Raw genomic sequence first — 22,242 nt, 5'->3', positions numbered from 1 at the left:
TGCTCCTAGCTGCTTGGGCGGGGCTCAGACCATCAGGCTTTGGCCGCCGTCCAGATAAATGGTCTCGCCAGTCAGAAAGCGCGAGCGCAGCGAGAACAACATGGTCACCGCGTCGGCGACTTCGGCGGCTTCGGCCGGGCTGCGGCGCGGAATGCGCTTCTGCAGGTGTTGGGCCAGCGGTCCGCTGGTCATGTACTCGCGGTTCAGGCTGGTCATGACGTAGCCCGGCGCCAGATTGACGACCTGGATGTCGTCGGCCGCCCATTCCACAGCCAGGCAGCGCGTAATGGCGCCCACCGCCGCCTTGGAGGCGCAGTAGGACAGGTTCTTCTTGACGCCGAGCTTGTCGTAGAACGAGCCCATGTTGACGATGACGCCGCCGCCGTTGGCCTGCAGCAGCGGATAGGCGGCCTGGCTGGCCATGAGCACGGACGTGGCGTTGCTGCGCATCAGGGATTCAAACGCCGCGGGCGCCAGCGTGGCGGCCGCGCCGTCGGTGTGCTGGCCGGCGTTGTTCACCAGGCCGGCGATGCGGCCTGCGGCGCGTTCGGAGACTTCGGCGAATGCGCGCTGGATTTGCGCGGCGTCGCCGACGTCGCAGGCCACGGCATGCCAGCGCGCGCGCAGCGCGTCGGGCACGTCCGCCAGTTCTGGCGCCTGGCCCGAGCGTGACAGGCAGGCGACCTGAAAGCCGGCCCGCGCGAGGGAGAGGGCGATTTCGGCGCCGATGCCGCGGCTGGCGCCGGTGACGACAATGGTGGATTCAGGCATGGTCATGCATCCTTGAAGCAGGGGGGGCGTTTTTCGAGAAAGGCCTGCATGCCTTCGGCGGCGTCGGCGCTGCGATAGGCCAGGGTGGAAAGGTCGCGCTCGATGCGCAGTCCCAGCTCCAGCGAGGTCTGCATGCCGCGCTGAACCGCCTGGCGGGCGAAGTCCAGCGCGAGCAGGCCGTGCTGGAGCAGCGGCGCGAGATAGGCCGCGCCGATGGCCGCGGGCTCGCCTTCCTCCGCAATCTGGTTCACCAGGCCGATGCGCTCGGCTTCATCGGCTTTCACCGTGCGGCCGGACAGGATGAGTTCGAGCGCGCGCCCTTCGCCCACCAACCGGGGCAGGCGTTGGGTCCCGCCGTAGCCGGGAATGAGGCCCAGCTTGACCTCGGGCAGACCCATGCGGGCCGCGGGCGTGGCGACCCGGAATGTGCAGGCCAGCGCCAGCTCCAGGCCGCCGCCGAAGGCATAGCCGTGGATCACGGCAACCGAGGGGATGCGCAGCTGGCTGATGCGTTGGAACACTTCCTGGCCCAGGCGGGCGCCTTCGTGCTCGTCGCGCAGCGTGCGTCCCACCAGCTCCGGTATGTCCGCCCCGGCGCAGAAGGCCTTGGCGCCGGCGCCCGTGATGACCAGTCCGCGCGCGGCCGAGGCCGACACGCGCTCGATGGCCTGGTCCAGGTTCCGCAGTTGTTCGAAGCTGAGCGCGTTCAGCGCCTTCTGCCGGTCCAGGGTCAGCACGGCGATGCCGCCCGGCAGGGTTGATTCCTGAATCATGCGTGTCTCACTTGGTGTTCGTGGCGGCGCCTTGCCAGCGCACGGGGATGGGCGCGATCTTTTCGTCCTTGATCCAGTCCATCAGCGCGCGCTTGAGGATCTTGCCGCTGGCGGTCATGGGAAAGCTGTCCAGCAGGATGTAGTACTCGGGCATGTCGTACTTCGACAGGCCGACCTCGTTGAGGTGATGGAGGATTTCGTCGGCCTGCGGCGCGCTGCCGGGCTGGGGGACGATGGCCAGGCACACCATCTCTCCCAGCCTTGGATCCGAAACGGCGAAGGCGGCGGCCCGCAGCACCTGCGGGTGGCGATGGGTGAGATCCTCGATGCGCGCGGGGTGGATGTTGTGCCCGCCCCGGATGATCAGGTCCTTCTTGCGCCCGACGATACGCACGTTGCCCTCGGCGTCCTGCACGCCCAGATCACCGCTCATGAACCAGCCAGAGGCGTTGAACGAGGCTTCGGTGGCTTCCTGGTTGCTGTAGTAGCCCAGCATCAGGAGGCCGCCGCGTCCGCCGATCTCTCCGATTTCTCCCGGCTCGGCTTCGGCGTCGGGATCCTCCTGTTTCCAGATGCGGATCTCGTAGCCCTTGCAGGCTTGTCCGCAGGTGCCCACGATGACGCCGGTGGGGGCGTCGGGCAGTGTGTACTGGTGCGAACCGTTCTCGGTCATGCCGTAGACGTTCTGCGGCTTGATGCCGATGTGCAGGAATTTCTCCGCCAGTTCCTGGGGGATGGGCGAACCGGCCATGTAGAAGGCCTGGACCTCGCCCAGCCTGTCCAGCCCGCGGCGCTTCATTTCCGACAGCAGATCCATGGCATGCGTGGGCACGCCCATGACGTAGGTCGCCTTGCAGGTCTGCAGCCAGTCCAGCGGCGCCAGTCCGGCGGCCGGATCGTGCAACGCCAGCTCCATGCCGGCCACCAGCATCTGCTCCAGCGCCACGGTGCCGATGTGATGGCTCATGGGGCTGAGGCTGAGGGCGACGGTATCCTGGGTGTGGTGCCAGTCGCGCACCAGCGCCCGGCCATTGGCCAGCAGCGTGTTATCGCTGTGCATCACACCCTTGGGGGCGCCGGTGGTGCCGGAGGTGAAGGCCAGGTAGGTGATCTTGTCCGGGTTGAGCACCGGCGGGGTCCGCACGGGCGGCAGGTCGGCGGCGTCGGGGAAAGCATGGGCGCCCGGGGGCAGCGGCATGTCCGGCCGCGGCAGGGCGTAGAAGCGCTTGAGGCTGGGTATCTCGTCCGCCAGCGCGAAGATGTCCTTCTTGTCGGCATCGGCGCCATAGCCGACGGCGGCGACCAGGGCGCGGCAGCACATGCGCCGTGCCAGCTCGACCACTTCGGCCACGGTGTAGTTCTGGTGCAGCGATGGGCAATAGACATAGCCGCCGCGCGAGCAGGCCAGGAACAGGATGACGGTCTCGGCGCGGCTCGGCAGCCAGGCCGCCACCCTGTCGCCCTGCCGCAGTCCGGCCCGGTGCAGGCTCTCGGCCACGCTGTCGACGTGCTGGAGCAGCTGGCTCCAGGTCAGGCGCCGGTATGGGTCGCGCAGGGCATAAGCGTCGGGCCGTTCACGCGCGTGATGGCGGGCCAGCGTGTACAGGGTGTCTTGCTGCCAGATGCCGGACAGGTAGTACTGGCGGGCAGCGTGCGGGGTCTGCAGCGTGAGTAGGGTGTTCATGTTGGGCGTCTCGTTGCGGCCAGGCTCGCTCAATGACCGAACTTGCCGGCGTCCGGCGCGCGCTTTTCCGCGAACGATGCCGCCAGTTCGTCATGTTCCGACGTGTCGAGGTAGCCGCGCAGCAGCAGGTCGTGCGCCATGCGCGAAAGGCCGCCCACGCCGCCATGGCGCGCATTGAAGGCGCCCTTGATCGAAGCCAGCGCGAAGGCGCCGCGGTCGGCGATCTTCAGGGCATGTTCCATCGTGGCCTGGCGCAACTCCGCAGCCGGCACGACCCGGTTGATCAGGCCCATTTCCACGGCTTCCTGCGGAGAGATCTTGGGGTTGCTGTACCAGATGTCCTTGGCCCGCTTCTTGCCGACCAGGTCTTCCAGATACCAGGTGCCATAACCGGCGTCGAAGCTGCCGACCATGGGGCCTACCTGACGGAACATGGCCTTGTCCGAGGCGATGGTGATGTCGCAAACCATCTGCAGCACGTTGCCGCCGCCCACGGCGTAGCCGTTGACCGAGGCGATCACGGGCTTCTGCAGGCGGTCGATGCTCTCGTACATATCCAGCGTCGGCAACACGCCTGCGTAGAGCTGGCTGTCCTGCATGCCGTCCTTGCGTCCGCCCAGGCAAAAGAAGCGGTCTCCGGCCCCGGTGATGATGAGCACGCGGGTGCGCGTTTCGCGCCGGACCGCGTTGATGCAGTCGCGGATCTCATGGCACATCGTTTCGGTGAACATATTGCCGTCGTCGGGGCGGTTCAGCGTCAGAATGCCGACGGGGCCTTGTTCCTCGTACAGGATTTCCTGGAACTCCATGGTGCTGTCCTTGATCTGTGGGGTTATCGAGAATGGAATGGGTCAAATCACGCCGCGCTCGCGCAGCGCGTCGATGCGTGGACCGGCGTATCCCAGCCAGCCGCGCAGGACGTCGTCGGTGTCTTCGCCCAGGGCGGGCGGGGACTTGCGGTGGACGTGCTGGGAGCCGTCAAAGCCTATGCCCAGCCCCACCTGAGGAATAGCGCCGTTGGAGGCGCGGGCGCGATAGATCAGGCCCTTGTCCAGCAGGTCCGGGTCTTGCGCCACCTGGTCCAGCCGGTTGATGGGGCCGGCGGGAATGCTGTGCTCGGCGAACAGCGCCAGCCAATGCGCGCGCGGCTGTGCGCGCAACAGCTCGGCGATGCGCATCACGATGGCCTCCCGGTGCGTCCTGCGGTGCGCATTGCTGGCAAACTCCGTGCGCGCGCCAAAGGCCGGGTCTCCCACGGCCTGCCAGAAGCGCTGCCAGATCCTGTCGTTGCCCAGTCCCAGCGACAAGGGGTCATCGGCCGTATCGAAGACCTGGTAGATGGCGATGACCGAATCCTTGCCGCCCGAGCGCCTGGGCAGCTCGCCGGACCCCAGATAGGGCAGCAGCCGTGGCGAGACGAAGCGCGTCATGCTCGACTGCATCGAGATGTCGATCTGCGTGCCGCGGCCATGCTGGCCGCGCGCGATGTAGGCTGCCAACACCGCCAGCGCCAGGTCCTGGCCGGCCAGCAGGTCGGCGGCCGGCGTGCCGACTTTCTGCGGCGCGGACTCCAGTTCGCCCGTCAGGTCCATGATCCCCGCATAGCCTTCGGCGATCAGGTCGTAGCAGGGAAAGTCGCTGCGCGGACCCGTCAGGCCGAAGCCGGTGAGCGAAGCATGGATCAGCGCCGGGTAGGCGGCTTTCAGACTGTCATAGTCCAGTCCAAGCTTGCGCTGCACGCGGGGCACCATGTTCAGCACCAGCACATCGCTTTGCGCCAGCAAGCTATCGAGGACTTCGCGCCCTTCGGGCTGAGACACGTCCAGCGTGAGGCTGTGCTTGTTGCGGTTGACGCTGAGGTACCAGAGCGAGACGTCCTGCAAAAAGGGCGGGCCCCAGGCGCGCGTGTCGTCTCCGGCGCCGGGCTTTTCCACTTTGAGCACGGTCGCGCCCAGGTCGGCCAGCAGTTGCGTCGCGTACGGACCAGCAATCGAGGTCGTCAGATCCAGGACGCGCAACGGTGCCAGCAGTTCCAGGCCGTTTTTTTGCGAATCCGCGTAGGGCAGGTTTTCTTGCGGTGTCATCAGTCATCCAGGGTGGAAGTCACGTGGATGACATCAAGCAAGTTTCGTGCCATCTTATAAAAAAGGGAGCGCTGCCGGGCTGGCCACGCCTACGGATACGTCCGGAAGCGGCGGGTGTCCTCGGCGCAAACACTTTCCCAAGAACACGAAATCACTCGGAGACACAGGCGTCATGGAAAACGAGATGCGCGGCGTCGTGGTGCTGGACGCCAGCGGCGAAGTGCGCTTTGCCTCGGGGATCGGTTCCGACTCCCGGCTGCTGCGTGACCTGTCCAAGCGCTGGGCGGCTCGCGCCTTGCGGCCCATTCCTGCCTGCTTCGCGCTCGAGCACCTGGACGAGCCGCTCAGCGTGCTGCACGTGGCCACGCCTGACGCGGCGTGCTTCCTGGTCAGTCGTCACGACGAAGCGGACCCGCTGTTCAAGTTCGTGGCCAGCGTCGACTTCGCCGGCGATATCCTGCGGCATCTCATCACCAATCCGTACGGCGCGATCAATGTGGTCGATGCCCAGGGCACCCTGCGCTACATGAGCCCGGTGCACGAGAAGTTCTTCAAGTTGTCGCGCGGCGAAGGCGTGGGCCGTCCGGCGCGCGAGGTCATCGAGAACACGCGGCTCGACACCGTGCTGCGCAGCGGTAAGGCCGAGATCGGCCAGACCCAGGAGATGCACGGCACCACGCGCGTCGTGAGCCGCACGCCTATCTTCGATCGCCAGCGCCGCGTGGTCGGCGCCATCGGCCAGGTCATGTTCAAGAGCCCGGACGCGCTGCAGAAGATGAGCGCCGAGATTTCCCGGCTGCGCAAGGAGGTGAACTTCTACAGGCGTGAACTATCCAGCATGGATCGGCCGAATCGCGGTCTGGATGCGATCATCGGCGACAGCGAGCCGGTGGCGCGGCTGAAGGAACAGATCGTCAAGATCGCGCCCTTGGATGTGCCCGTGCTGCTGTTGGGCGAGAGCGGCGTGGGCAAGGACGTGGTGGCGCATGCCATCCATATGCTGGGTCCGCGGGCCAGCGATCCGATGGTGGTCATCAACGCGGCGGCGCTGCCTGTTTCCCTGGTTGAAAGCGAGCTCTTCGGCTACGAGAGCGGCGCGTTCACGGGCGCGGACCGCAAGGGCAGGCCTGGAAAGTTCGAACAGGCCGACGGCGGGTCGCTGTTCCTGGATGAGATCGGCGACATGCCGCTGGAAGTGCAGGTGAAGCTGTTGCGGACCTTGCAGGACGGCACATTCCAGCGTGTTGGAGGCGAATCGCTGCACCGCTCGAACTTCCGCCTCATCTCGGCCAGCAACCGCGACTTCCATCAGATGCTGGATAGCGGCGCCTTCCGCCTGGACCTGTTCTACCGCATCAGCGCCGTGACCCTGCGCCTGCCCTCCTTGCGCGAGCGCCTGGAGGATATTCCGATACTGGCCGGCACGTTCCTGAAGCAGTTCGCGGATCGCCACGGCCTGCCGGTCAAGGAGATCGAGCCAGCCGCCTTGCGCTTTCTGCAGTCTCTGCCCTGGCCGGGAAATGTGCGCCAGTTGCAGCACGCCATCGAGCGCGCCGCCATTTTCTGCGACGGCGATGCGATCCGGGTGGCGGATTTCGAGATGGCGGGCGAGGCGCGCGGCGCCTACCACCTGGATACCGTGCGCGTGGCTACTGCGGCGCCGCGCGACGGCTCCATGAAGGAGGTCAAGGACCGCATGGAGGCAGATCTCATCGTGGATTATCTGCAGCGCTTTCACGGCAACAAGAAAAAGGCCGCGGAAGCGCTGGGCATATCGCGGTCCTATCTGTACAAGCGGCTGGCGGAGATCAAGGGATCGCCTGGCCAGTGACAGGGGCCGCTTGCGTGCAGCGGTTGCGGCTTGCGCCTGTGGCGCGATTTGGTCGAGGCAATTTCACGTTTCGTCGAAAATGGCGTGATCTCTCTTGCGCAGCTGACGAAAATCGCTCCATTTCGACCCGCGCCGCTGTGGTTGCGCAGGAGGGATTGCGGGATAGGCCGTTGCTGCCTTTACTCAGCGCTGCGCCACCGCGCGCCGCAGGCGCTGCGAGGCGACCCGGCCCAGTACGACGGGGGCGACGCCGTTGTTGAACGCTACCTCGGTCTGCGCGCCGGGAAGTTGCGAAAGATGGGAGACATGTTCCAGATTCATGATGACCGACCGGGACAGGGCGCAGAAGGGCGGGCAAGGCAGTTGGGCCGCCAGCCGCTTGAAGGTGATGTGCATCAACTCGTTGGCGTGGGTAGCGCTGCAAAGAAGAACATAGTCGCCTTGCGCTTGCGCCACGGTCAGTTCATGGATCTTGATGAGCTTGGTGCCGTTGCGCGTGCGCAATGTCAGGTGGCCGCTGGCGCGGGGGCGCAGGCGCGCCAGCGTCTGTTCAAGCCGGTCGGGCCGTACGGGTTTCAACAGATAATCGACGGCCTGGACGTCGAAGGCGCGGGCGGCGTAATCGCTGTGCGCGGTGACGAAGACGACGGCGGGCGGGGCTTCCAGCTCGTCCAGCAGGTCGAAGCCGGTGGCGCAAGTCAGTTCGATGTCCAGGAACAGGGCATCCGGACGATGCTCGCGGACCAGCGCTCGCGCCTGTTCCAGGTTGGCGGCTTCGCCCGCGACCTGGACGTCGGCCGAGGCTTCGAGCAGCCGGCGCAGGTAGCGCCGCGCCGGGGCTTCATCGTCTATGACAAGCACGCGCAGCATTTTCCTCCCTGGCGCCGTGATGTGGCGGGTATAGTCGTCGGGTCTGGCACGCGGGTAAATATAAGGCCTAGGCAGTTTCCAGTGAACCCTTTGCTGGTCCGGAGGGCGTGTCCATGCAGTTCAAATTGATCAGCCAGGGCTTGAGCCCCGGGGAGTCCTCGCTCGGTTTCTGGCGGGCGCAGACGCTGGGCTGGCTCTTTCTTGCGATCGTGGGGTTCTTCATCCGGCTGGCGATTTTTGGCAACGCCACCGCCGCCTTCTGGCTGACCGTGGCGCTGGAGCCGCTGGCATTCGTCCTGACCAGCGCGGCAGCCGTGCTGCACGGCCGCCGCTCGGGCAGGGGCGACCCGCCCTTGCTGGTGCTGGTCAGCGCGGTGCTGTTCTGCCTGACTGCATCTGCCCTATTGGCGTCGATCGCCTACGGCATCCACAGCCTGTTCCTGCCCGGCGCGATCCGGGTGCTGCCGGGCAACCAGTACCGGCTGGGCTTTCTCTACTACATGGGCATGCTCTCCATCTGGACGCTGATCTACTTCGGCGTGTCGGCCGAACTGAGCGCGCGCACCGAGCGCCTGTCCAAGATGAAGGCGGAAACGCGTTCCTTGAAACTGGAGCTCGAGCATCTGCAGCTGCAGATCGAGCCGCATTTCCTGTTCAACTCGCTGAACACCATCGTGGCCGAGATCGCCGAACGTCCCGCCATCGCGGAGGAAATGACCCGCAGCCTGGCCGAGTATCTGCGCTACTCGCTGGACCGGCGCGGACGCGGCCTGTCCAGGCTGGAAGAGGAGATCGAGGCCGCCGAGGCCTACGTGCGCATACAGGCGTTGCGCTTTGAAAAGAAGCTTGAACTACATTGCCAGATCGATCCGGCCACGCTGGAGATCAGTCTGCCGCGCATGACGCTGCAGGGGCTGGTGGAAAACGCGATCAAGCATGGCATGCGTTCGGAGCATGCGCATTTCCCCATCGGCATACGCACGAGGTTGCAGGGCGGGGAGTTGCTCATCGAAGTGGAAAACCCCGGCCGGCTGCACGCGCCCTACGATCTCGCCAACGGCGGGGGCGGACTGGGGAATCTGTGCCGCCGCCTGACGCTGAGGTATCCGGACAGGCACGAGTTCCTGCTGGAGCAGCGGGGGGAAAGAACGGTTGCTCAAATCAGGTTGAGGGGGGAGCCCCTACCCGTCTGACCTCGGAGCAAGCCCGCCGCTTTCGTAATGTGGAGGCGCGGGCTGGAATCGAACCAACCTACGCGGATTTGCAATCCTGCTGCATAGCCACTCTGCCACCGCGCCATTTGTTTTGTCCTAGGACATATATAATTGTGATCGAGGACAAAATAAATTGCAAGCGTCCGCTGCGGACTGACTGCTGTTTCGCGTGGCCGCCGGCCACGCGGCTGTCCTTGTTGCCGGGCCGCCATGGGGGCGTCCCGGATTCGATCGAGGACAGCAATGCAGTTCCAGTTTCCCATCGTCATCATCGACGAGGACTTCCGCTCGGAAAACACGTCCGGCCTGAGCATCCGGGTATTGGCCGAGGCCATCAAGGCCGAGGGCTTCGACGTGCTGGGGACGACCAGCTACGGCGATCTCAGCCTGTTCGCGCAGCAGCAAAGCCGCGCCAGCGCCTTTATCCTGTCCATCGACGACGAGGAACTCGCGCATGGCGAGGGTATCGCGCCTGCGCTGCTGGCATTGCGGGAATTCATCAGCGAAGTGCGGCGGCGCAATGCCGACGTGCCGATCTACGTCTACGGAGAAACCAAGACCGCGCGGCACATTCCGAACGACATCCTGCGTGAACTTCAGGGCGTGATCCATATGTATGAGGACACGCCGGAATTCGTGGCGCGGCATCTGATCCGCGAGGCCCGGGCCTACCTGGAAGGCGTCAAGCCGCCGTTCCTGAAGGCGTTGCTGGACTACGCCGAGGACGGATCCTATTCCTGGCATTGCCCGGGGCATTCCGGCGGCGTGGCGTTCCTGAAGAGTCCGGTGGGCCAGATGTTCCATCAGTTCTTCGGCGAGAACATGCTGCGCGCGGACGTCTGCAATGCGGTGGAGGAACTGGGGCAGCTGCTGGACCACAACGGCGCGATCGGCGCGAGCGAGCGCAACGCCGCGCGCATTTTCAATGCGGACCACTGCTATTTCGTGACAAACGGGACCAGCACCAGCAACAAGATCGTGTGGCACCACATGGTGGCGCCGGGCGACGTGGTGCTGGTGGACCGCAACTGCCACAAGTCCATCCTGCACAGCATCGTCATGACGGGCGCGATTCCCGTCTTCCTGCGCCCCACGCGCAACCATTTCGGCATCATCGGGCCGATTCCGAAGAGCGAGTTCGATGTCGAAACGATCCGCGGGAAGATCCGCGCCCATCCGCTGCTCCAGCACCTGGACGCCGATGCGGTACGTCCGCGGGTGATGGCGCTGACGCAGTCGACCTACGACGGCATCATCTACGAAACCGAGACGATCAAGGCGGCGCTGGACGGCTACGTCGATGCCTTGCATTTCGATGAAGCCTGGATGCCGCACGCGGTGTTCCATCCGTTCTATGGCGCCTATCACTGCATGGGCAAGCAGCGCGCGCGGCCCAGGGAATCGCTGGTGTTTTCCACGCAATCCACGCACAAGCTGCTGGCCGGCATCAGCCAGGCCAGCCACGTGCTGGCGCAGGATTCCATGACGCGGCAGCTGGACCGGCATCTCTTCAACGAAGCCTATCTGATGCACACCAGTACCAGCCCCCAGTACGCCATCATCGCCAGCTGCGACGTGGCGGCGGCCATGATGGAGCCGCCGGGAGGCACGGTGCTGGTGGAGGAGAGCATCGCCGAGGCGCTGGATTTCCGCCGCGCGATGAAGGAAGTCGGCACGCATTTCGCCGACGGCGACTGGTGGTTCAAGGTCTGGGGTCCGCAGGCGTTGGCGCCGGAGGGCATAGGCTCGCCCGAGGACTGGATCATCCGCGCCGACGGCGCAGATTCGTCCTGGCACGGATTCGGCGCGCTGGCGGACGGCTTCAATATGCTGGACCCGATCAAGTCCACCATCGTGACGCCTGGGCTGGACCTGGATGGCAACTTCGCGGACAGCGGCATTCCGGCCTCCATCGTCACCAAGTTCCTGGCCGAGCATGGCGTGATCGTCGAGAAGACCGGCCTGTACAGCTTCTTCATCATGTTCACGATAGGGATCACCAAGGGCCGTTGGAGTTCGCTCCTGACCGCGTTGCAGCAGTTCAAGGACGACTACGAGCGCAATCAGCCCATGTGGCGGATCCTGCCGGAGTTCTGTCGCAAGCATCCTCGCTACGAGAACATGGGTTTGCGCGACCTGTGCCAGCATGTCCATGCGACCTATGCCAGGCATGACATCGCCCGGCTGACCACGGACATGTACCTGACCGACGTCACGCCGGCGATGAAACCCTGCGATGCCTACGCCTGCATCGCCCAGCGTCGCACCGAGAGGGTGGAGATCGATCATCTGGAAGGCCGCATCACCACCAGCCTGATCACACCCTATCCCCCTGGCATACCTTTGTTGATACCGGGCGAGGTGTTCAGCCGGACCATAGTCGATTACCTGAAGTTCTCGCGCGAGCTGAATCGGGAGTGCCCAGGGTTCGGGACGGACATCCATGGCTTCGTGGAACTGCGCGACGTGGACGGAAACCCGCGCTACTACGTGGATTGCTTGCGGTAAGCCCGCTTTATGCGGACCGGGAATCCGTGTCAAACTTACGCCGCGAGTTGGCCCGGCCAGGGGCCTCCATTGACTTGGCGTGGGCCGGCCGCTGTCCATGCCAGGAACGGGATTGTCTTAGGACTCTATGAAAATACAAGGAAAGACCGCCGCGGAGATCTTCGATTGCGTGCGAGCGATGGCTCAGTCGGGGCAGCTGCCTCCGGGCCATGCGCTGCCGCCGGTACGGGATCTGGCGGTCGAACTGGATATCAACCGCAATACTGTCGCCGCCGCCTACAAGCGGCTGGTGACGGCGGGCATTGCCCTGACGCAGGGCCGCCTGGGCACCATCATCCGCGCCCAATCCGGTCCTGGCGAACAGGAGGGCGCGTTGTCGGACTCGCCGCTGGCCGATCTGGCCAGCGGCAATCCCAATCCGGCCTGGCTGCCGGACTTGAGCGCCGCGCTTGCCATCCGGCCCTATCAGCCGCGGCTATATGGCGAGCCCACCGTCAACGCCGGGCTGGAGAGCTATGCCCGCGCCTGGTTCGCGCCGGACTGCCCGGCGCCTTTCGAGATCAACCTGTCCCACGGCGCGGTGGACGCCATCGAGCGGCTGCTCAGCTCGCACCTGGTGGCTGGGGACAAGGTGGCGGTCGAGAATCCCTGCTTCCTGAGCAGCATCAACATGCTGCGCATCGCCGGCCTGCAGGCGCTGGGCGTGCCGGTCGACGCCGAAGGCATGCAGGCGGCGGCCCTGGAGGCGGCGCTGGCCAAGGGCGCGCAGGCCGTGATCCTGACGCCGCGGGCCCACAACCCCACGGGCTGCAGCCTGAGCGAAAAGCGGGCGAAGGCGCTGGCGCGGGTGCTGGCCAAGTATCCGCATGCCATGGTTATCGTGGACGATCATTACGCCTTGCTGTCGGGCAAGGAATACCACTCGGTGCTGCCCTCCGGCGCGCAGCGCTGGGCGCTGGTGCGCTCGTTCTCCAAGACGCTGGGCCCCGACGTGCGGCTGGCCATGGTGGCCAGCGATCCCGCGACGTCGCGTCAGTTGCGCTTGCGGCTGGCTTCCGGCACCAGCTGGGTCAGCCACCTGCTGCAGGACATGGTCGAGGTCACGTTGGGCCGGCCCGAGGTTGCCAAGCAGATGGCCCAGGCCCGCAAGGATTACGCGCAGCGCCGCAAGGCCCTGGAGGGCGCCTTGCTGGAGCAGGGCGTGCCGTGCGCCGCTGACGGCGACGGCCTGAACCTGTGGGTGCCGCTGGATACCGACGATCAGGCCGTCGCGCTGGCCCTGGCCCATCGCGGCTGGCTGGTGCGCCATGGCGACGCCTTCGGGGTGCAGGAACCTGTCAGGGGCCTGCGCATCACCATCTCGGCGATCGAACCGGGCCAGTGCCGCAAGCTGGCGCGGGATATCCGGGAAAGCATGGTCTAAGGCCTGTGCAAGGCTCCTTTTAATGTGAACAGGTTCTAGCCGCCGGCGTCAACGCCGGTCGGCCATGGCTTGTCCCAATCTGACGGTGCGCCCCGTTTTCCAGCCGGGATGGAAACGCCAGGCGCTGCCCGGCATCAGCACCACCACGGTGGACCCGAGCTGGAAATGCCCCATCTCCGCGCCTTGCGGCAAGCGCAAGGGCGGCAGGCCGCCGTAGTCCCACTGCTGAATGCGACGGCCATGCGGCGCCACCGGGCCATGCCAGGCCGTGGCGATGCTGCCGACGATGGCGGCGCCCACCAGCACCATGGCGTAGACGCCATGGAGGGGATGTTCGAACCAGCAGACCACCCGTTCGTTGCGCGCCAGCAGGCCGTCCATGCCTTGCACGATCTCCGGCCGGACGGAATACAGCGTTCCCGGCACATGGCGCATGCCCAGCAGACGTCCCTCGCAAGGCATGTGCACCCGATGGTAGTCGCGCGGACTCAGATAGATCGTGGTGAACCAGCCGCCGCCCAGCGCGCGGGCCAGGTCGGCATCGGCCAGCAGCGCGGCCGCGCTGTATTGGCGCTGCTTGGCCTGGATCAGTTGCCCCAGGCTGATGCGGCCGAACTGGCTGACGACGCCATCCGCCGGACTGGTCCAGTCCGCGTCGGCCAGCTGGCGGGCGCCGGGACGCAAGGCGCGCGTGAAGAACGCGTTGAAACTGTCATAGGCCTTCGGATCGGGGAGCAGGGCCTCGCCGAGATCGATGCCGTACCAACTGGCATACCCGCGGATCAGCGGCTGGGCTACCCATGACTGGCGGCATGAAGCCAGCCGGCCGGCGCAGCGCGTCAGCCAGAGCTTGGGCGCAACGCGCTGGAAAAACAGGGAAAGAGACGTAGACATGAAACTCGCGGCTGCGGCGTGGGCGGTATGGCATTTATTGTCCTGAATCGTAGTGTAGTATGACATAGGACAAAATCGAGATTCAGAAACCCGTCGATCGCTTACCGAGAGGCCGTTGCCGCAACACCATGGTTTCCCTACACAGCCCGCGCGTTGAGACCTTGTCGCCCTACGTGCCCGGAGAGCAGTCGCCGGGCGATGGATGGATCAAACTCAACACCAACGAAAATCCCTATCCGCCGTCACCCGCCGTGGTGGCGGCCATCGCCGCCGCGGCGGCCGAAGGCCTGGAGCGCTATCCGGATCCACAGGCCGGGCATCTGCGCGCGGCCATCGCGCAATATCACGGGGTGCCGGCGGCGCAGGTCTTTGCCGGCAACGGTTCCGACGAAGTGCTGGCGCTGGCGTTCTGCGCGTTCTTCCAGCATGGTGTCCAACCCTTGCTGATGGCGGACGTGACCTACGGCTTCTATGAGGTGTATTGCCGCTTGTTCGGCATACGCAGCGCGCAGATCGCGGTGGACGACGGCCTGAGGCTGGACCTGGATGGTTTTGCGGCGTTGGGCGCTGCGGATGCCGGCATTGCCGGCATGGTCATCGCCAACCCGAATGCACCCACGGGAGAATGCCTGCCGCTGGACCGCGTGCAGCGGCTGCTGGAGATCCAGCCCCGCCGGCTGGTGCTGGTGGACGAGGCCTATGTGGACTTCGGCGGACAATCCGCCATTGCCCTGGTGCAGCGGTATCCGAACCTGCTGGTGATCCAGACGCTGTCGAAGTCCCGGGCGCTGGCCGGCCTGCGCGTGGGGTTCGCGATTGGGCAGGAGCCGCTGATTGCCGCGCTGGAACGGGTGAAGAACAGCTTCAATTCCTATCCGCTCGGCCGCCTGGCGCAGGCGGGCGCCGCAGCGGCCTTTCAGGACCGCGCCTATTTCGAGGAGACGCGGCAGGCCATCATCGGCACCCGTACCTTGCTCTGCGCGCATCTGCGGCTGTTGGGCTTCGACGTCTTGCCGTCGCAGGCGAATTTCCTGTTCGTGCGCCATCCGCGCTTCGATGCGCGGGCGCTCGCGGCTGGTCTGAAGGACGCGAAAATACTGGTGCGCCATTTCCAGCGGCCGCGCGTGGAGCAGTTCCTGCGCATTTCCGTGGGCACCGAGGAACAGGCGGCATGCCTGGTGCGGGTGCTGCGCGCCATGGTCCAGCCGTAGCGGCACGGACGGGACTCGCGGCGCTTATCGCGGACGCGACGCAAGGCAGCCTTCCGAGTCGCACTCTCCGCGGCTGGAATCATCTGGCGCAGCAGCCTCGACGGCAGGGACATCGTTCTCGCCCTGCAGTCTGCCGATGGCCGCGCCCAGGGCCAGGTCGTCGATGCTGCCGAAGTGCTGCAGGCGCACGCGTCCCCGGCGGTCCAGCAGGACCAGGCTGGGCGTGCCGCGCAGCCCATAGGCTTGCATGGTCATCGGCACGGCGCCATTCGCGGCAGGGCGGTCGATGCCGATGGGAAAGCTCCACCGGTACTCGTGATTAAAGGCCCGCAGCGCGGCGGGGCCCATGACGTCGTGGTGTTCGAACACGGTATGCAGGCCGATGACCGCCACATCCTGTCCGCGGAACAGCCGGTGCACGCGTTCGGCCTGCGGCAGCCCATGCGACAGGCACCCAGGACATAGCATCTGAAATGCGTGCAGCAGCACGACCTTGCCGCGCAGGGCGGCGAGATCGATGGGGCCATCCGCATTCAGCCATTCGTCTGTCAGCAAGGGCGGGGGCAATGCGTGGGGCAGGGTATCGGATCGGGACATCTGCAGGCTCCTGAGGCGCGGCGGGCGGGTGAGGGGCTCCGCCCGCCGCGATGGGTGAATTACGCGGCGCGGCGCAGTTTCACGGCCGGGAAATCCACCGGCACGGCAAAGGCCACGTTGACGTAGTTGGTGAACAGGTTGAGCGCGACGTGCGCCAGGATCTCGACGATCTCCTGGTCGCTGTAGCCTGCCGCGCGCACGGCTTGCACGTCGGCGGCGCTCACTTGCCCGCGCGCCTCCACCAGCTTCAGCGCGAAGCGCAGCGCCGCGGCGGTCTTGGGGTCGGCGGCGTCGCCGCCTTGCGCGGCAGCCATTTCCTCGGCGCTGGCGCCCGCCTTGCGCCCCAGGGCCGTATGGGCTGCGAGGCAGTATTCGCAAGCGTTGCGGTCGGCCACCGCCACAGCGATCTGTTCGCCCAGCTTGGCGGGGATGACGCCGCCACCGAGCGCGCCGAATGCGCCCCACATGCTCTGCAACGCCGCCGGCGAATTGGCGACAGCCTTGAACATGTTCGGCGTAGCGCCAAAGGCGCCGTGGATCTGCGTGAGCAGCGCCTTGCGGTCCGCACTGGCGTTGCTGGCATCGATAAGAGGAACTCGGGACATGTCGGTAACTCCTGGAAAAGAAAAAAAGGCCGCCGGTATCGGACGGGCTGGAGAAATCGTACGTAGAATGGCTGGACGTAAGGTGTTGTTTAATCCATAGAAATTGTCATTTCGTCCAAGATATGAGCGATCCTGTTCCTCTCCAGGTTGACCGGCTGTCGGCGTTGCTGGACCGTTTCCGGGTGCGCGCCACGCTGTTCCACACGGGTGCGCTATGCGGCACCCAGGCTTTCGAAGCCGTGCCGGGGCGTGGCTTTCTGCACGTGTTGCGCCGGGGCGAGATGGAAGTGCGGCATCGCCCGGGCGAGACCGCCACGCCGCGCCTGCGCCTGGCCGAGCCGACCCTGCTGTTCTACCCGCGCGCGGTGCATCACGAGTTCGTGAATCCTCCGCGGGATGGTTCGGATTTCACCTGCGCCGCGCTGGATTTCGACGGCGGCGAACGTAATCCCATCGTGCAGTCCCTGCCGCCCGTGGTGCGGATTCCGCTGGACGCGGTCAAAGGCTTGCGGCCCGCGTTGGACCTGCTGTTCGCCGAGGCGGATCATGTGCGCTGCGGCTCGCGCCTGCTGGCCGACCGCCTGTTCGAAGTGGTGCTGATCCAGCTGCTCAGGTGGATACTCGATCATCCGCAGGACGTAGGCGTGACCAGCGGTTTGGTGATGGGGCTGTCGGATCCGCGCCTGGCCAGGGCGCTGGTGGCGCTGCACCGATCGCCATACGAAGACTGGTCCCTGGCCAGGATGGCGGCGATGGCGGGCATGTCGCGCAGCGCCTTCGCGGCGGCCTTCAAGGACGCTACCGGTGCTACTCCCGCGGCCTACCTGACCGATTGGCGGCTGAGCCTGGCGGCGTCCATGATGCGATCGGGCCACGCCGTCAAGCTGGTGGCGGCGGAGCTGGGGTTTGCCAGCGCCTCGTCCCTGTCCAAGGCGTTCCGGCAACGGATGGGAGTGTCGCCGCGCGAATGGCTGGCCGCCAACGCATAGCACCCGCCGGTCCCGTGCCAGCGTGATAATATTGACCTATGACAAAACTTCAGGCGGCATAAGCGTAATGGAAAACGCCGGCCGTTATTCCTACGCGAGGTTCGGGCATGAGCGAGCAAGACCCTGGGCAAGACAACGGCACCCAGACACAGCATGACCAGCATGGCCGTTGGCCGCAGGCGCAGTCGGTCGAGGACTTCCGCCGCAATCTGGCCACGGTCAACGAGCGCATCGCCGATGCGGCGCGGCGCGCCGGGCGCGATCCGGCGACGGTGCGCCTGCTGCCGGTGAGCAAGACGGTGGAAGAGGCGCGCATCCGGCTGGCCTACGAGGCCGGGTGCCGCTACCTGGGCGAAAACAAGCTGCAGGAAGTGTCCAGGAAATGGGAAGCCATGGCAGACCTGACGGACCTGCGCTGGTCGGTCATCGGCCATCTGCAGACCAACAAGGCCAAGCTCGTGGCCCGTTACGCGGCCGAGTTCCAGGCGCTCGATAGTCTGCGGGTGGCCGAAGCGCTGGATCGCCGGCTGCAGGCAGAAGGCCGTCAGCTGGACGTGTTCGTGCAGGTCAATACCTCGGGCGAAGCCAGCAAGTACGGGCTGCAGCCGGAAGAGACCGCGGCCTTCCTGCGGGAACTGCCTGCGTTTTCGGGGCTGCGGGTGCGCGGCCTGATGACCCTGGCGCTGTTTTCGGCCGAAGCGGCGCGGGTACGCGAGTGCTTCATCCTGTTGCGCACGCTGCGCGACCAGCTGCGCCAGGACGCGCCCGCGGGCATAGGCATGGATGAACTGTCCATGGGCATGTCCGGCGACTACGAGATCGCCATCGAGGAAGGGGCCACCGTGGTCCGCGTCGGCCAAGCCATCTTCGGCGCGCGCAACACGCCCGACTCCTATTACTGGCCCACCGACAACGGCGCGCAAGCGCGTGAACCGGAGTAGCGCGCATGCCGGTGTACCGACTCATCATCAAGCGTGACGGCCGCCTGATCGGCCATTTCGAATCCACCGCGGCATCCGCGCTGGACGACAGTCGCGACATCGCCGCGCGGCTGCCGGCCAAGGACGGTTATCAGCTCAGCCTGCAGGTTGCCGACGGCGAGCGGCGCCTGCTGGAAAGCACGCCGCAAGGCATTCGGCTGCTGGCGTCGGAAAACGTGTTTGTCTCAACCCCCGAAGGCTTGCTGGGCGGCCTGGACCGTCACCCAAGCCCGCAATAGGAGTCCCTGGAATGAGCCTCAGCGCCTTGGCGATCCGCCACGTTCCCTTTGAAGACCTGGGCATATTGGCGCCGGTCCTGGCGGAGCGCGGCTACAGCGTGCGATACCTGGAAGCCGGCGTCGACGCCATCGATACCGCCGCCCTGGGTAATGCCGATCTCGTCGTGATCCTGGGCGGCCCCATCGGCGTCTATGAAACCGGCCGCTATCCCTTCCTGGCGCAGGAGCTGCGCGCCATCGCGCACCGCCTGCGCCAGGACAAGCCGACGCTGGGCATCTGCCTGGGCGCACAGCTCATGGCGGCGGCGCTGGGGGCGGACGTGGTGTCCACCGGCCGCGCGGAGATCGGCTATGCGCCGTTGACGCTGACGCCGCAAGGGCAGGATTCCGTGCTGAATGCGGTCGCGTCCGTGCCCGTGCTGCACTGGCATGGCGACCAGTTCGCCATACCCGAGGGCGCGTCCCGCCTGGCCGAAACGCCGGGCTTCCCGAACCAGGCGTTTGCGCTGGGATCCAGGATACTGGGCCTGCAGTTCCATCTGGAGGCGGATTCCGCGCAGATCGAGCGTTGGCTGATCGGCCATGCCTGCGAACTGAGCCTGCGCCAGATCGATCCGGCCGCCATTCGCGAGGACGCACTGCGTTACGGCCCGCAGCTCGAACGCTGCGCGCGCAACGCGATGGAGCGGTGGTTGGACCAGATCTGAGTTTGTCCCATGCCCTGACGCCCGCCGGCGCCCGGGTCTCTCCACATCGATAGCCTTGCATAGGCATCCGGGGCGCTCCGCGCCTCGTTCCGGCCCGCCGCAGCTTGCGGCCATCGGCGTTTCTCCCGGCCGTGATCCTTCGTGCTGAATCTAAGGGTTAAACCCAGTAGCCGCCTCGATGCGCTGTCAATAGGATCCCGTTTTATATAAATGGGATCCCATTTGTATTTATCATTTTCCTTTCTTCAGGACGGACAGCACATGACCAGCATCGACACCATCACAGGCAAGAAGATCATCAACGAGGGCGGCCGCGGCGGTCCGCTGACCGAAGACCATCAGGGCATGCGCGCCCGCCACGAGAACGACCTCGAGTGGACCAACCTGCGTTACGAAGGCCAGTTCGCGAAGATGATGTTCCATCCGACGGCAGAGGATCCGACGATTCCGAACGCGGGCATCGTGCGGTACGAAAAGGGCTCGGGGCACCCGCTGCACAACCACTACTTCGCGCAGGTCTGGTACATCCTGGACGGTCAGTTCCTCATCGAAGGCAAGCTCCACGGCAAGGGTTCGATGATCTTCCATCCGGATCCCCATTTCGAAAGCGAACTGCAGACTATCGAGGCCGGCACGATCCTGTACGTGCAGTACGTCGGCCCGCATACCCGCCAGGGCGCTATCTACGAGGGCCGCTTCAACGTCAGCGAACGCAAGAGCCTGGCGGAAGAGACCACCGCCGTGTAGTCGGACGCAAAAAAGAAAACAAGGGAGACCGGGATGAACGCCATCTCACAACAGCCGTCCTCGCGCACCAAGAAGCACTACGTGACCGCGGGCCTGTCCAGCATGATCGGGACCACCATCGAGTGGTATGACTTCTTTCTCTACGGCATTGCGGCCGCGCTGATTTTCAACAAGATCTACTTTCCCGCGATCGACCCCATCAGCGGGACGCTGGCGGCATTCGGTACCTATGCGGTCGGATTCATCGCGCGTCCGTTGGGCGGCATCGTCTTCGGCCACTTCGGCGACCGCGTCGGCCGCAAATCGATGCTGATGATCAGCCTGATGCTGATGGGCGTGCCCACCATCCTGATCGGCCTGACGCCAAGCTATGAGGCGATAGGCTACTGGGGCGCGGTGGCCCTGGTCTTCTTCCGCTTCCTGCAAGGCCTGGCGGTAGGCGGCGAGTGGGGCGGCGCTGTGCTGATGGCGGTGGAGCACGCGCCAGAAGGCAAGAAGGGCCTGTTCGGCAGCCTGCCGCAGGTCGGGGTCGCGCCCGGCTTGATCCTGTCGTCGCTGGCCATGGGCGCGGTCTCCAGGCTGCCGGAGGCGGAGATGCTGAGCTGGGGCTGGCGCCTGCCATTCCTGGCAAGCGTGTTCCTGCTGCTGGTCGGTTGGTACATCCGCGCCAAGGTCAGCGAATCGCCGGAATTCAAGCAGGCGCAAGCCCAGCCGAAACAGGACGCGCTGCCCTTGAAGACAGTGCTCAGAGACCACAAGGTGCCGGTGTTGGCCGCGCTGGTGGCCTGCATCTCCGAAAAGACCTGGTTCTACACGCTGGCGACGTTTTCATTGACCTACGCCGTGGGCACGCTGGGGCTGCCGCGTGAAACCATATTGACGGGTGTCATATGGGGAGCGGTCGGGGCGTTGTTCACCATTCCGCTGTTCGGGCTGCTGGGCGACATGATCAGCAAGCGCGCGATATTCATCGCCGGTGCGTTGGGCATCTCACTGTTCAGCGCGACGTTCTTCTCGTTGCTGGAAGAGAAGACGGCGTATCACACGAACATCGCCATGCTGGTGGCATTCGGCCTGGTCTACGCCGCGATGTATGCGCAGGAATCCAGCCTCTTCTCCAGCATGTTCCCGCCTGCCGTGCGCTACACGGGCATCTCGCTGGCGGTGCAGATAGGCGGCGCGATAGGCGGCGGCACCGCGCCGCTGGTGGCGACGTACCTGCTGTCGCTGGGCGATGGCTCACCGCGGCTGATCGTGTTGTATCTGGCGGGACTGGGCCTGATCGCGGCAGGGTGCGGGCTGCTGATGCGCCCCTATGGACGGCAGCGCGGCGCGGGAGCGGCAAAGCTGGCTAGCGCCGCGTCTCCATCCATTCGATGACGAGTTCGGTCGTCCGGGATATGTGCGTGGCCATCGCCTCGCGAGCGGCGGGGCCATTGCGCAGGGTCAGCGCCGCGATGATGTCTTCGTGCTGCTTGATGTTCTCTTCCATCAGGCGCGGGGGCATCTTCGAGGCGAATCCCAGCACGTTGGACACGATGCTGCCCTGCAACTCAGCGACCAGCTCGTGCAGACGTTCGTTGTGGCTGGCCTGCGTGATCAGGCTGTGGAACTTGGCGTTGAACTTCAGCCAGTCGGAACCGCTTTCGCTGCGCACGCGCGAGCGCAGGGCGTCGGCGTAGTGCTTCTGATGCTGCGCCAGCAGTTCCAGGTCCCCGTCGTCGATCCAGTTCACCGCCAGCTGCGCGGCCAGCCCTTCGAGTTCGGCGCGGATCTGGAAGGCTTCGCGGATGGCGCGGATGGACGGCACGGTGACCACGGCGCGGCCTGTACTGGTCAACGTGATGGCGCGGCGCGCTTCGAGAAACCGCAGCGCCTCGCGGATGGGGGTGCGGCTGGTTTCGAACTCGGTCGCAAGCTCGTATTGGCTCAAGGCATCGCCGGGCAGGTATTGCCCGTTCCTGATCCGCCGCAGAATCTCTTCCGAGATCTCGATCGAGGATCTAGACGTGTTCCTGGTCTCGCTCATGCTCGAATCCGTGTCGCTTCCTGTGCGTTTCGGCAGGCGCCATACGGCTTGCAGGAGGCCAGGCGGATAGGTGCCCCTGGCGTCTG

General features: G+C 65.6%; 21 protein-coding genes and 1 tRNA gene. 11 read left to right on the top strand and 11 right to left on the bottom strand.

What is annotated here, in order from left to right; all coding sequences use genetic code 11:
- Positions 1-24: 24 nt before the first annotated feature.
- From BRO63_RS27990 to BRO63_RS27970, 5 genes are read right to left on the bottom strand one after another with little or no spacing between them, the layout of a single operon-like run.
- Positions 25-771, bottom strand: a complete 747-nt coding sequence (locus BRO63_RS27990; protein WP_088142916.1) for an SDR family NAD(P)-dependent oxidoreductase — start codon at positions 769-771, stop codon at positions 25-27.
- 2 nt (positions 772-773) lie between these two features.
- Positions 774-1,544, bottom strand: a complete 771-nt coding sequence (locus BRO63_RS27985) for an enoyl-CoA hydratase/isomerase family protein (RefSeq protein WP_088142915.1) — start codon at positions 1,542-1,544, stop codon at positions 774-776.
- A 7-nt stretch (positions 1,545-1,551) separates the two neighbouring features.
- Complete coding sequence (locus tag BRO63_RS27980; protein ID WP_088142986.1) at positions 1,552-3,228, bottom strand: class I adenylate-forming enzyme family protein; 1,677 nt, start codon at positions 3,226-3,228, stop codon at positions 1,552-1,554.
- Positions 3,229-3,257: 29 nt separating this feature from the next.
- Complete coding sequence (locus tag BRO63_RS27975) at positions 3,258-4,037, bottom strand: enoyl-CoA hydratase-related protein (RefSeq protein WP_042797729.1); 780 nt, start codon at positions 4,035-4,037, stop codon at positions 3,258-3,260.
- Positions 4,038-4,079: 42 nt separating this feature from the next.
- Positions 4,080-5,312: a CaiB/BaiF CoA transferase family protein gene (locus tag BRO63_RS27970; protein ID WP_088142914.1), complete on the bottom strand. Its 1,233-nt coding sequence runs from the start codon at positions 5,310-5,312 to the stop codon at positions 4,080-4,082.
- Positions 5,313-5,484: 172 nt separating this feature from the next.
- Here BRO63_RS27970 and BRO63_RS27965 point away from each other — a divergent pair, with 172 nt between their 5' ends.
- On the top strand, positions 5,485-7,143 hold the full coding sequence (locus BRO63_RS27965; protein ID WP_088142913.1) for a sigma-54 interaction domain-containing protein: 1,659 nt from the start codon (positions 5,485-5,487) through the stop codon (positions 7,141-7,143).
- Positions 7,144-7,326: 183 nt separating this feature from the next.
- Here the strand turns inward: BRO63_RS27965 and BRO63_RS27960 are convergent, their stop codons facing one another.
- A complete protein-coding gene (locus BRO63_RS27960) occupies positions 7,327-8,013 on the bottom strand; it encodes a LytR/AlgR family response regulator transcription factor (protein ID WP_088142912.1) in 687 nt (228 codons plus the stop codon).
- Between the two features lie 113 nt (positions 8,014-8,126).
- On the opposite strand from BRO63_RS27960, the gene BRO63_RS27955 reads away from it, so the two are divergent.
- A complete protein-coding gene (locus BRO63_RS27955) occupies positions 8,127-9,206 on the top strand; it encodes a sensor histidine kinase (protein WP_088142911.1) in 1,080 nt (359 codons plus the stop codon).
- A gap of 30 nt (positions 9,207-9,236) precedes the next feature.
- Here BRO63_RS27955 and BRO63_RS27950 read toward each other — a convergent pair.
- A tRNA-Cys gene (locus tag BRO63_RS27950) sits at positions 9,237-9,311 on the bottom strand.
- A gap of 159 nt (positions 9,312-9,470) precedes the next feature.
- On the opposite strand from BRO63_RS27950, the gene BRO63_RS27945 reads away from it, so the two are divergent.
- Both BRO63_RS27945 and ptsJ read left to right on the top strand, forming a co-directional pair.
- On the top strand, positions 9,471-11,735 hold the full coding sequence (locus tag BRO63_RS27945) for an Orn/Lys/Arg decarboxylase N-terminal domain-containing protein (protein ID WP_088142910.1): 2,265 nt from the start codon (positions 9,471-9,473) through the stop codon (positions 11,733-11,735).
- A 127-nt stretch (positions 11,736-11,862) separates the two neighbouring features.
- Complete coding sequence (gene ptsJ / locus BRO63_RS27940) at positions 11,863-13,158, top strand: MocR-like B6 salvage transcription factor PtsJ (protein WP_088142909.1); 1,296 nt, start codon at positions 11,863-11,865, stop codon at positions 13,156-13,158.
- A gap of 48 nt (positions 13,159-13,206) precedes the next feature.
- On the opposite strand, the gene asd is transcribed toward ptsJ, so the two are convergent.
- The gene (asd, locus tag BRO63_RS27935; protein ID WP_088142908.1) at positions 13,207-14,052 is read right to left on the bottom strand and encodes an archaetidylserine decarboxylase; all 846 of its coding nucleotides are present in this window, start codon (positions 14,050-14,052) and stop codon (positions 13,207-13,209) included.
- Between the two features lie 128 nt (positions 14,053-14,180).
- Between asd and hisC the strand changes: the two genes are divergently transcribed.
- A complete protein-coding gene (gene hisC / locus BRO63_RS27930; protein ID WP_088142907.1) occupies positions 14,181-15,263 on the top strand; it encodes a histidinol-phosphate transaminase in 1,083 nt (360 codons plus the stop codon).
- Between the two features lie 24 nt (positions 15,264-15,287).
- On the opposite strand, the gene BRO63_RS27925 is transcribed toward hisC, so the two are convergent.
- The gene (locus BRO63_RS27925; protein WP_088142906.1) at positions 15,288-15,860 is read right to left on the bottom strand and encodes a redoxin domain-containing protein; all 573 of its coding nucleotides are present in this window, start codon (positions 15,858-15,860) and stop codon (positions 15,288-15,290) included.
- A 59-nt stretch (positions 15,861-15,919) separates the two neighbouring features.
- Positions 15,920-16,465 carry a carboxymuconolactone decarboxylase family protein gene (locus tag BRO63_RS27920; protein WP_088142905.1) on the bottom strand — a complete coding sequence of 182 codons (546 nt, stop codon included), beginning with the start codon at positions 16,463-16,465 and terminating at the stop codon, positions 15,920-15,922.
- A 122-nt stretch (positions 16,466-16,587) separates the two neighbouring features.
- Between BRO63_RS27920 and BRO63_RS27915 the strand changes: the two genes are divergently transcribed.
- The 6 genes from BRO63_RS27915 (at position 16,588) to BRO63_RS27890 (ending at position 21,507) form a co-directional block, all read left to right on the top strand.
- Complete coding sequence (locus BRO63_RS27915) at positions 16,588-17,454, top strand: AraC family transcriptional regulator (protein ID WP_088142904.1); 867 nt, start codon at positions 16,588-16,590, stop codon at positions 17,452-17,454.
- A gap of 107 nt (positions 17,455-17,561) precedes the next feature.
- A complete protein-coding gene (locus BRO63_RS27910; protein ID WP_088142903.1) occupies positions 17,562-18,395 on the top strand; it encodes a YggS family pyridoxal phosphate-dependent enzyme in 834 nt (277 codons plus the stop codon).
- Between the two features lie 5 nt (positions 18,396-18,400).
- Positions 18,401-18,673: a cytoplasmic protein gene (locus BRO63_RS27905; protein WP_088142902.1), complete on the top strand. Its 273-nt coding sequence runs from the start codon at positions 18,401-18,403 to the stop codon at positions 18,671-18,673.
- Positions 18,674-18,684: 11 nt separating this feature from the next.
- Complete coding sequence (locus tag BRO63_RS27900) at positions 18,685-19,380, top strand: glutamine amidotransferase (protein WP_088142901.1); 696 nt, start codon at positions 18,685-18,687, stop codon at positions 19,378-19,380.
- Between the two features lie 261 nt (positions 19,381-19,641).
- On the top strand, positions 19,642-20,127 hold the full coding sequence (locus BRO63_RS27895; protein ID WP_088142900.1) for a cupin domain-containing protein: 486 nt from the start codon (positions 19,642-19,644) through the stop codon (positions 20,125-20,127).
- A 33-nt stretch (positions 20,128-20,160) separates the two neighbouring features.
- Positions 20,161-21,507, top strand: coding sequence for an MFS transporter (locus BRO63_RS27890; protein ID WP_088142899.1), 1,347 nt, complete (start codon positions 20,161-20,163; stop codon positions 21,505-21,507).
- Here the strand turns inward: BRO63_RS27890 and BRO63_RS27885 are convergent.
- The gene (locus BRO63_RS27885; RefSeq protein ID WP_088142898.1) at positions 21,479-22,156 is read right to left on the bottom strand and encodes a GntR family transcriptional regulator; all 678 of its coding nucleotides are present in this window, start codon (positions 22,154-22,156) and stop codon (positions 21,479-21,481) included. The two genes, BRO63_RS27890 and BRO63_RS27885, sit on opposite strands and share 29 nt — an antisense overlap.
- Positions 22,157-22,242: the final 86 nt, after the last annotated feature.

Source organism: Achromobacter xylosoxidans (assembly GCF_002192695.1).
Classification (GTDB): domain Bacteria; phylum Pseudomonadota; class Gammaproteobacteria; order Burkholderiales; family Burkholderiaceae_B; genus Achromobacter; species Achromobacter xylosoxidans_C.
This window is presented reverse-complemented; position numbering and strand designations above follow the sequence as displayed.